Annotated in this window: 11 protein-coding genes; 1 reads left to right on the top strand and 10 read right to left on the bottom strand. The window is 57.7% G+C overall.

From position 1 onward, the window contains the following. The 3 genes from BMY49_RS16170 to BMY49_RS16160 form a co-directional block, all read right to left on the bottom strand. On the bottom strand, positions 1 to 512 hold a 512-nt coding region (locus tag BMY49_RS16170; RefSeq protein WP_143058151.1), incomplete at its 3' end, for a SapC family protein. Positions 513 to 761: 249 nt separating this feature from the next. After that, positions 762 to 2,072 (bottom strand): hypothetical protein, encoded by a 1,311-nt coding sequence (locus tag BMY49_RS16165; RefSeq protein WP_089676048.1) that lies wholly within the window; start codon positions 2,070 to 2,072, stop codon positions 762 to 764. A 150-nt stretch (positions 2,073 to 2,222) separates the two neighbouring features. Continuing rightward, positions 2,223 to 2,516: a helix-turn-helix domain-containing protein gene (locus tag BMY49_RS16160; protein WP_054645357.1), complete on the bottom strand. Its 294-nt coding sequence runs from the start codon at positions 2,514 to 2,516 to the stop codon at positions 2,223 to 2,225. 127 nt (positions 2,517 to 2,643) lie between these two features. On the opposite strand from BMY49_RS16160, the gene BMY49_RS16155 reads away from it, so the two are divergent. Next, on the top strand, positions 2,644 to 3,912 hold the full coding sequence (locus tag BMY49_RS16155; protein WP_054645358.1) for a tyrosine-type recombinase/integrase: 1,269 nt from the start codon (positions 2,644 to 2,646) through the stop codon (positions 3,910 to 3,912). A gap of 110 nt (positions 3,913 to 4,022) precedes the next feature. On the opposite strand, the gene BMY49_RS17950 is transcribed toward BMY49_RS16155, so the two are convergent. The 7 genes from BMY49_RS17950 to BMY49_RS17490 all read right to left on the bottom strand — a co-directional run. Beyond that, complete coding sequence (locus BMY49_RS17950) at positions 4,023 to 4,313, bottom strand: hypothetical protein (RefSeq protein ID WP_089676047.1); 291 nt, start codon at positions 4,311 to 4,313, stop codon at positions 4,023 to 4,025. Then, positions 4,313 to 5,146: an Rpn family recombination-promoting nuclease/putative transposase gene (locus BMY49_RS16145; RefSeq protein WP_054645359.1), complete on the bottom strand. Its 834-nt coding sequence runs from the start codon at positions 5,144 to 5,146 to the stop codon at positions 4,313 to 4,315. The genes BMY49_RS17950 and BMY49_RS16145 overlap by 1 nt, the downstream gene beginning before the upstream one ends. 196 nt (positions 5,147 to 5,342) lie before the next feature. Next, positions 5,343 to 5,867 carry a RadC family protein gene (radC, locus tag BMY49_RS16140; protein WP_457853254.1) on the bottom strand — a complete coding sequence of 175 codons (525 nt, stop codon included), beginning with the start codon at positions 5,865 to 5,867 and terminating at the stop codon, positions 5,343 to 5,345. A gap of 43 nt (positions 5,868 to 5,910) precedes the next feature. Continuing rightward, complete coding sequence (locus BMY49_RS16135; protein ID WP_089676046.1) at positions 5,911 to 6,720, bottom strand: DUF932 domain-containing protein; 810 nt, start codon at positions 6,718 to 6,720, stop codon at positions 5,911 to 5,913. A 118-nt stretch (positions 6,721 to 6,838) separates the two neighbouring features. Further along, positions 6,839 to 7,816, bottom strand: a complete 978-nt coding sequence (locus BMY49_RS16130; RefSeq protein ID WP_089676045.1) for a recombination directionality factor — start codon at positions 7,814 to 7,816, stop codon at positions 6,839 to 6,841. A gap of 147 nt (positions 7,817 to 7,963) precedes the next feature. Further along, positions 7,964 to 8,824, bottom strand: a complete 861-nt coding sequence (locus BMY49_RS16125; RefSeq protein WP_276325998.1) for a YqaJ viral recombinase family nuclease — start codon at positions 8,822 to 8,824, stop codon at positions 7,964 to 7,966. Positions 8,825 to 9,189: 365 nt separating this feature from the next. Continuing rightward, the coding region (locus BMY49_RS17490; RefSeq protein WP_208596219.1) for a hypothetical protein at positions 9,190 to 9,372 on the bottom strand (183 nt) is incomplete at its 5' end.

Genomic DNA, 9,372 nt, shown 5'->3' with positions numbered 1-9,372 from the left:
CTTTTTAACGCCTCTGGCCAGGGGGTGATGACGTTAGCCTTAGCGAGGGCCGCCAGCGCTTTTTGTGTCGCTTGGTGCTTACCATGCGCAGCCTTGAGCGCCTCAACCCGGGTAGATACCGCCTCCGTCATTTGACCTTGCACATCGAAGAACGGCTCACCGGCACTCTCTTCGGCCAATAGGCCACTGTCGCGGTCAAACGTGACGATGCCCTTCTCGCCTACCGTCACCACCGCAAACGGCCAGGTGGAGAGCCACGTGGGCTTGTAGTTGCCTAGCCACTGGCCGTCTTTGATGAAGAGGTTATGGCCGGTTTCGATGCCGCACACACCGACTAACCGCCACTCGCGCCCCTCTTTCATCAAGGCTAACGGCATGGTGGCAGCGGCTTTGGCGAGTTCGCCTGCGTGCAGGGGCAGTAGCGCTTGCTGGGCGGCAAAGCTTGCATCGACAGGCGGATGCCAGGCCTTGCCCTGGCACTCCTTGGGGCTTAGTACGAGGGGTGAGGACATAAAGACTCCCTGGAAAAACGAGTAATGATGAACCAACACTGAGGAAATAGCGCTGTTGTAGGGCGGTATTTTCTCAGCCTTAGCCACGAATAAAAAACCCCCAGCCGAGGCCAGGGGTTAGATCGTACTTTTCTGGGCAAGTAGGCTGGTTAGAGCTTACTGCATCCGGCGGCCTGTACTGAACCAGCCGATGACTTGCAAGGAGCAAGGGGGAGGTTGCCCTCCCCCTGCTACCTAGCTCAAAGGAGCTTAGGCAACTTCTACAACGGATACGTAGCCGTTTTCGAACTGCAGGTCTTCAGCATTTACACCGTTGAGGGTGATTTCAACAACTTCCGCAGCAGAAGCGCTAGAACCAAATGCCGCTTCTTCAACGGTGATGACAGTGTCATCGCCATTTTGAGTGAAGAAGATTTCCAGAGCAGAGTCGTCGCCTGCTTCCAGGTCGGCACCCCGGCTGAACTCATTGCCGATGAACAGCAGGTCGTTGCCAACTTCGCCGAACAGGTCAATTGCCATCTCGTCGCCAGTGAACACGAACAGATCGTTAGCTTCGGTGCCCACTTCTTCGCCAAGCTCGTAGTCCAGCGCTTCGATAGCATCAACCGCAGCTTTCAGATCGTCGTTCAGGCTTTCCAGGTTGTCGGCTAGCTGCTTGACAGCTTGGTAATCTTCCAGAACGGAAGCAAAGGCATCAACGTTCTGCTTAGCAGTCAGGAAGCCTGTTGCCAGGTCATCACCTTGTTCAAACGCAGTGGCGTTAATGTTATCGCCATCAATCACAGCGTCGGCAGTCGCAAAGGTGTTGGACTCGGCTTCTGCCTCGGTATCGTAGACGCGATTAGCAGCTGCGACTAGCGACTCTTCACGGCTTTCAAGCAGAATGCTGGCATCAACAAACTCTTGAGCAGCAGACAACAGGGCAGCAAGGCCATCAACGCCAGTCGCGTCAGCACCAGCAACTAGCTTGCCATTCGCACCCATAACGATAAGTTCGCCAGCGCTGCCATTGTTTACGACCAAATCACCTTCTGCCAGATCGCCGAAGTCAGCAATCGCTTCAAAGCTTGAGCCATCAATATTAGGCGCATTGCGAGCGATTAACTTGGCCAGCTCACCCTGTGCATCCAGATCAGCTTCTTCTTCTGCATCAACGGCTGTCACATAGCGACCGTGAGCAGAAACCAAAGCGTTCAGGGCAGTTTGCAGACCGGAGATTTCAGCGATGTCATCACGCGCATCTTGAAGTTCCTTGGCCAGATCTTCCTCGATATCGGCAATCATTTGAGTCAGAGCCGCCGGAGAAGCTGCAGTCAGATCGTAGCTGACGTACTTAGAAGAGTTAGCACCGTTCAGAGTAGTCAGGGCAGTGTCTACTGCTTCGCCAACAGCGGTTTCGATCTCTTCTTCGGTCGGCTCATCACCGGCAGCGACGATTTCGTCAGCAACGGCTTTAACCTCGACCGCTTCTTCAAGGAAGTCGGACTTGGCAGCAACAGCAGCTTGATGCGTTTCCAGTGCTTCAGTGAGCCCTGCGACTGCTACACCCCCCCGGCTCATTGATTTTCCAGGTTTTTTCCACCTCTCTAGCCCTTCCCTGCGACCTTTCTTCGATAATTCTATTTCTGGTAGCAGATTCGTATATTTTGAATCACCTTCAGAGCAAGCATTGGCGCGGCCTCCAGCCGGATCCGTGTTTCTATCGCCCTTCTACTTCTCCTTCCCTTTCTCCATTCGACGGTTTTCCAACGCTTCGAGGCCTTTTGCAGTCACCGTGATGGTGAGCGTGTCGGTGGCCCCCAATAGGTCGACGTCGATCCCACGCTCGCGGAAAAGCCGCATCATGGCGGTCAACGTGTCCGCTCGCATGGCCATCTCCAGGGTTTCGTTCCGGGCGACCGTGGATTTGGCCACACCCAACGCTTCTGCGAATTCTTGCTGAGACATGCCGAGGGCAGCGCGGCCCATGCGCATGGCGAGCGCAAAACGGTTTTTTTCTTCCATTAGGGTTTACTCCTCACGACTCTGAAGCTATAAAGTACGCATTAGCTATCAATGATAGCGTTTTAGCATCATTAATAGCATATCGGTATTTATTAACCGATATTCAGCCAAATGGAGAGGAACCGCCATGCCATCGCAGAACCTGACCCAGAGCTTCGTGGATCGTAGCAACCTGTGCCCGAAGGGCAAGAAAAAGATCGACTATTTCGATCTGAAACTCACAGGGCTGCTGCTAAAGGTGCTCTATTCCGGTCAAAAGACCTGGTACCTGCGCTACGCCACGGATCACGGGCGGATGCGGGAGAAAAAGCTGGCTTCGGCCACGGTTCTGACGCTGGCGGAGGCCAGAGAGCTCGCCCGGCGCTACCTGAGCGGCATCGCCCAAGGCAACGACCCGTTTGACCGCAAAGCGGCTATGAAAGCCATACCGACGCTATCGGCGTTCGTGAACGAGAGCTATATGCCCTACATCCGCAGCCATAAGCGCTCCTGGGAGACCGATCAGATCCTGTTACGCGCCCATGTGCTACCGCACTGGGGTCATCTGCACCTGGACGAGATCACGAACCGCCATGCGATCAAACTGCTCAGCGATCACCGCCTGACCCACAAACCGGCGAGCACCAACCGCGTATACGACATGCTCAACACGGTGTTCCACCTGGCGATCCGCTGGGAGACAGGACTGACCGCGAATCCGCTCAAGAACGTGAGGCGCTACAAGGAAAACAACAAGCGGGAGCGCTATCTCACCGAAGACGAGGCCAGACAGCTGTTCGAGGCGCTGGAATCCACCAAATCGCCGCAGCTGAAGGCCATCGTGACGATGCTGCTGCTGACCGGCGCCCGATTGAGCGAGATGCTCAACGCCCAATGGAAGGACTTCGATACGGAGTCGAGGCTGTGGACGATCGAGTTCAACAAGAGCGGCAAGACCCGCTACGTGCCCCTGTCGGACGCTGCGATCCAGTTGATCGAGAATCTGCCGCGCATCGAGGACTGCCCGTACTCGTTCGCTAATCCGCAGACGAAACAGCCGTATACGAGCATTCACTACGCCTGGGATAGCGTGAGGAAACGGGCGGGGTTGGCTGACCTGCGCATCCACGATCTGCGCCATAGCTTCGCCAGCTTCCTGGTCAATGGCGGACGGTCGATCTATGAGGTACAGAAGATCCTGGGCCATACCCAGATCCGCACCACGCAGCGCTATGCGCACCTGAGCCAGGAAACCCTGCTGGAAGCGGCCAGCACGGCGATGAACAGCGTGCCGACCCCGGCGTCGCTGTCAGCGGGCAACACGTTGGCGGGGCGACCCACGCGACCGCCCCGAACGGCGATCACCCGCAGTCCGCCCCCAGGGGAGTCACAGGGAGATGCCAGCGGCGCGGGTTAGCATGAACCGAGAGAAGCCGGAGGAAAGAAAAAAATCAGGCAGATACAGCAAGGGCAGCCACCAGGGCTGCCCTTTTTGTGCGTCAGGCGGGGTTATAGGTGACGATGGGATCAGTGCTTACCCAGCAGGGCCTCCAGACTATCCGCTGTCAGGATCTGCGCTACCCAGTCGTCGAGCCGTGCATCCGACGCGGAGGCAATGCGCTCGTCTACCCATTCAGGTAGCTCTCCAAATTTCAGGGCAATTTGCTTGCGAAGCATTCCTTCTACTCCTTCATGCCGTCCTTCACGCTTCGCGTCATTCAGCAGCGACACCTCATCCCGCAACGCCCGCTCCCGCACGAACGCCAGGCGGCGCGTTTCTTCATCGGCGCTGAGTTCGCGGATACGGCACCTTGTCATCAGTGCTTTATCTCATTTCGGAGCGCTTTCACCTCAGTCTCAGTGAGCCCCGAGACACTCGAGATCTGTGTATCCGTCAAAAGTCCCATTTCAATCAGATTCCTGGCAACTTCCTCACGGCCTTCGCGACGTGCATCATTCAGCAACGATACCTCATCCCGCAGCGCTCGCTCCCGCACAAAGGCCAGGCGGCGGGTCTCTTCGTCAGCGCTGAGCTCGCGGATACGGCTCATCGCCTTCTTGACCGGTTCATGGGCAACATTGGCCATGGTGAGTTCCTCCTGCCAGTGCTTGAAGAAGGTGATCCAGGCGCGCAACGGGCCTTCCGGCAAGCCCAGGCGATCCGCCTTGTTCAGTTCGATCAGGTTCATCTGCAGGATGTTCCCCAGCGTCACGTCGGGCTGGCGTTCATCGCGCATCTCGAAGCGCCATACCGCTTGCTCGCGCTCGGTGGCTTTTTCCGTAAACAGGTCGAAGTCCAGCAGGTGCAAGCCCACCGAGGCACGCAGCTCCTGATAGTCCTCCCCGGCGCTCAGTTGGCTGCCCAGCGTGCGAGCCAAGTAGAACAGCCCTCGCTTGTGCCATGCGCCGTAGCGGCGTACCTGTACCTCGACATTGTAGCAGTGGCCATGACCATCACGAGCCAGCACATCGAGGATGATGTACTTGCCCGTCAGCTCCGTCGGCTCGATGTTGGGATTCAAGATCTCCACCGAGGTGATGTCGGGCAGATCGGGGCGCAAATCGTTGATCAGGTCCACCAGCAGATCCGGCGCTTCGGCAAACAGCCGCTTGAAAACGTAATCGTTGGTGGGGTCGAGTAGCTCGCTCATGGAAACTCCTGTCGCAATGGCCTTATGTTACCACAGCGCCGCTTGTCAAGCGCTATCTCCTTACGCTTCCTTTCACCCTATCTACCTGCCGAGTAAAGAAAAAAAGATACGAAGCCAGCCCCGCCCCACGCTGCCGGTCAGGGCAGGCGTGAGGCAGGGAGGACGGTATCGAAGGGGAAGGGTGGTGGTGGCAACCCTACAGCCACCCCCGCTCGGCAAACGAGGTATAGCCCTCGTGACCCACCACGACATGATCCAGCACCCGAATATCCACCAAGCCCAGCGCTTGTTGAAGCCGCTGGGTAATGCGTCGATCGGCGTCGCTGGGTTCGGGATCACCGCTGGGGTGATTGTGGACAAGTATCACCGCCGCTGCGTTGTGTTCAATGGCGTGCTTGATCACTTCACGCGGGTAGACACTCGCGGAATCAATCGTGCCCCGAAACAGCTCATCAAAGGCGATTAGCCGGTGCTGGGTGTCTAATAGCAACGTACCAAATACTTCATAGGGGTAGTCGAGCAGTAGGGTTTGCAGGCAGCGATGAACTTCATCAGGGCTGCCGAGTTTGTTGCCTTTACGCAAGCGCTTATGGGCAATCATCTTGGCCAGGTGTAATAGCTGGGCGTCGGTGACGTCGCCATTGACGCGGTAGGTGCCGGGGGTCTCCCCGGCGATCAGTTGGGCATCGGCCAGCGTGGCAGGGTTCAGCGGTGCGTTCATGGTCTCTCCTTGTAGAAAAATCCGTAGAAAAATGGCCATCGATTTATGCTGCCAAATCAACGCCTTTCAGCTCAGCGAAGCGTTCGGTGAGCTTCCAAAGCGCCCGGTTCAGGCGCACGTCCTCAGCGACGCTGTTAATCGGTCGGGTGCGAGTTGCCCGACCGGAGGGAGAACGGCCACGTAAGCCGCCTTTGAAGAGGTTTTCCTGGGTGCGGTTGAAGACACTCCACAGCGAGCCGTTGGCGTCTTCGCTGCGTCGGGCTTCGAGCACATCGGTGGGTTGGATGGGGCTTGCTTGCTGCCAGTCGTCGCCATAGCGCAGCGACAGAGCAGACTCGGCAAACAGTTGAGCTTCGCCTCGGCTGATTAAGGTGGATTGAAACGCCTCCACCCCTTCCGCAATGCGGGGCACTTGGTGGCTGAGTTGAATCGAGCCTTCCAATAACTCATCAACGATCTGCTTGCCATGACGCACGCGAATACCGCCCACGTCCCCAACCGTCGTGACCATTCCGTTGAGACAAATCAATCGGAACAAACCCAGGTCGAGCTGAAAGGCCGCACTGCGGTCGTGGCTATTGGTGAGTACCAGTTCGGTAATGCTGTCACCGACCGTTAATTGACGATCAGGGTCTTGGCGAAAACGGATCATGTGCCGCGCCACGCTCTGGCGTTCGGCCTGGCGGACGTTGGTTTGTTGAGCACGCACGGGATACCAGCCCTCAGCCTGAAGAGCATCGACCACGTTGATGGTGGGCACGAAGCCGTAGCGCTTGGAGACGGCTTCATCGGGCTCGCGAGCGAAGATGGCGGGGGCGGTGCGGTGGAGTTGGTCGTGAGTGAGAATGCGCATGGGTGAATCTCCTTATCGGTCAACCACGGCATAACGGCCCGCGCCTTCTGGGCAGCGGGCATCGTTAAGGCAGCGGTGGTGTGTCGGTTGAGAAAGGGGGTAACGCTGGAAAAGGGGCTTAGGCGCGTTTGGCCTGGCGTTGCGTGGTTGGCTTACTATCGGAAGATGATGAGGATGCTTCATCTTCGGTGGTTGCCTCGGGGTCAGCCTTGCCCTGCTGCTGGCTTTTGGCCTGCAGCTTGTCGGCGAGCGTCACCGGGGCATGGGCGTCCTGCTGGCTCGGTGGGTGCTCCGGTGCGTCGGGGTAGAACTCTTCTACCACGTCGGCGGATTCGTCGGCACTGTCTTCAAACGCCCCGTTGGCAAACCCTGCCTTGGCGGCACGGTCGAGGGCTTTTTGGTCAAAGCCGGTTTGTTGATGCCATTCATCCAGACGCTGGGCTTCTGCTAGCGTTTCTTCCAGCGTCCAGCCCTCGCGCAGGGTAATGTCGACGTAGAAAATCGGGGTGCCGCGACTCTGGCGGGTGGACTTGCCGCGTAGCCGAAGCTCCAACGGCATGCACGCCAGCCGGTTACCCGAGATGGCTTTGAAATACGCCAAGCGTGCCGCCAGGGTGCGAATCGAGTTGAAGCCCGTGGTGCGAAAAATGAAGCTGCCCAGCGGGTCGTCATCCCCGATCAGCACGTTCAGCCGCCCGTAGGGCTTGCAGGCACCGCCCTGGGCCAAGGGGCAGGCGTCGGGTGCCGGGCACGGCAACGTCTCCATGCCCTCGCGGGTACGCCGTTTGCACTGCCCCCCATCCCCCACACACAACGGCCGAGCGGTCTGGCGGTCGAACAGCGCGTACTCGGCGCGCAAGTTAAGGTCGGGATCGTTGAACAGTAGGCGAATGGGAATCTGGCGCAGCTTGCCTTCCTGCTCGCTGCGCAGCTGTTCATCGAGTGGGTGGCGTATCCAGCCCTCTTTGGTTTGCAGTTGGGAGGTAATGGTGAACTGGTCATCTTTCTGCGGTAAGCGTTTACCGTTGTTGTCGACCAGCTTACCAATGGTGATGCGCCCCAGTATGGGCGGGGTAATGGCTAAGCCTTTGAGCATGGAAATCTCCTTACTACATCAGCACATCAGTGATGAGTTGTCGGGTGGTATGGAATTGAGCGCCCCCACAACGCAAAACGCCCCAGAACGGCCGGAGAGCCGCGCTGAGGCGTTTAATCGGTTGAGGCTAAGCGTTGAGTGGCCGAGTTACTTGCGCACCACAAAGCGCCGTGAGCCGGGGTAGGTCTTGAGGTAGTCGGCACACAGGCCGGGGTGGTCTTTTTGTAGAGCTTTGGTGTCCAAGCGTTTGACGGGGGCAGTCTGTTTCCAGCTCAGGCTCCCCGAGGGGAACGTCGCCAGGGTCGCGGTGCCCATGGCCTGCTGCAGGCGATGCTTGAGCTTGGCTTCCTCCTTCTTGGCGTCGTCCAGGGTCTGACGAACCCGCTGCAGGTCGACAAACGCCTGGCTGAGCATCACGTCGTGACTGAGGTCAATGCTCTCCCCGTCATCCTGGGGGAACAGCGCTCGCAAGGCGCGGTCGGCGGATTCCGTGCCATCGGCAGGCGGTGCGGTGTCGTTTTCCACGTAGTCCCAGAATTGCCGCTCCAGGGCAATCAACTGCGCGATCATCGCCTCGTCGCGTTCGATGCGGTGGATCTGTAGCTCATGACCGCCCAACAGCACGGCCACATCGGCGGCCTGCTGTCCGGTCACCGCCAGCTGGTGCATCACCTGCAGTTGCACGTACTCGGGCACACCGTCTTTCCAGAGCTTCGCCCCAAATAGCCCTGCGGTTTTACATTCAAGAATTTGCACCTCGTCGTTGCCGACGATTTCCCGATCCAGGTTGGCCAGCATCCAGGGATGCTCGGTGTGCTGCAGGATGGCGTTGACGCGCTGCACCCGGTAGCCGGTGTGCTGGGCGTAGTGATCGGCGACCAACGGCTCGAGGACTTGGCCCCAGTGCAGCGGGCTGGTCAGGATCTCGCCCCGGCTGGGTTCTTTGTCATCGAACTGGCGTCCGGTCTTCTCCATCCACAGCTCGAGTTGGGACTTGTAGGGATGCAGCCTTTAGCATGCTTATTTAGACTAACAACATATTGATAGACCATCGCACGATACATTGAACTCACCGTTTTGATGCTAAGTGCCCAATCTAAAGTTTTCGTGTAACACCCATGCCAGGATTTCTGACACGGACAGAACCATGGAAAAACGCTTCGTTGCCCCTCTCACTGAATCTGAACAACAGACGCTGACCTCCGCCTATCATCATGGCGAGAAGTGATCAGCGGGGTAACGGAGCTGCTCAAGGTCTCGTTCTCTCTCAAATAAACGGCACGAATGGCACACCACTACAGCCAGTCAACAGCGTCGCCATGGCAAGTAACGTCACCTTCATCGTCGTTTTTCCCTTAATCATCGCTTTACCCTTAATCATCAAAATCAAAGCTCAAGTCTTCATCGTTATCAAAGAAGCTATCTAGGTTTTCGGGGGCGGCAACGTAGCCGGGGTTCAGCCTTGCCAAGCGGGCTAGCAGGTGCGTTTGGGGGATGGATAAATTCACCGCATAGGCAATCGGTAGCGCCTGGGCTTTTCTCAGGCTCAGGAACGT

This window comes from Vreelandella aquamarina, assembly GCF_900110265.1.
Classification (GTDB): Bacteria; Pseudomonadota; Gammaproteobacteria; order Pseudomonadales; family Halomonadaceae; genus Vreelandella; species Vreelandella aquamarina.
The sequence above is the reverse complement of the archived record's forward strand: the minus strand, read 5'-3'. Positions and strand labels throughout refer to the sequence as shown.

Excerpts from the sequence above, each read along its gene's own strand:
- BMY49_RS16130 (WP_089676045.1), bottom strand. The coding sequence starts at position 7,816 with ATGCTCAAAGGCTTAGCCATTACCCCGCCCATACTGGGGCGCATCACC.
- BMY49_RS16165 (WP_089676048.1), bottom strand. The coding sequence starts at position 2,072 with ATGAGCCGGGGGGGTGTAGCAGTCGCAGGGCTCACTGAAGCACTGGAA.
- BMY49_RS16135 (WP_089676046.1), bottom strand. The coding sequence starts at position 6,720 with ATGCGCATTCTCACTCACGACCAACTCCACCGCACCGCCCCCGCCATC.
- BMY49_RS17950 (WP_089676047.1), bottom strand. The coding sequence starts at position 4,313 with ATGACAAGGTGCCGTATCCGCGAACTCAGCGCCGATGAAGAAACGCGC.
- BMY49_RS16160 (WP_054645357.1), bottom strand. The coding sequence starts at position 2,516 with ATGGAAGAAAAAAACCGTTTTGCGCTCGCCATGCGCATGGGCCGCGCT.
- radC (WP_457853254.1), bottom strand. The coding sequence starts at position 5,867 with ATGAACGCACCGCTGAACCCTGCCACGCTGGCCGATGCCCAACTGATC.
- BMY49_RS16155 (WP_054645358.1), top strand. The coding sequence starts at position 2,644 with ATGCCATCGCAGAACCTGACCCAGAGCTTCGTGGATCGTAGCAACCTG.
- BMY49_RS16145 (WP_054645359.1), bottom strand. The coding sequence starts at position 5,146 with ATGAGCGAGCTACTCGACCCCACCAACGATTACGTTTTCAAGCGGCTG.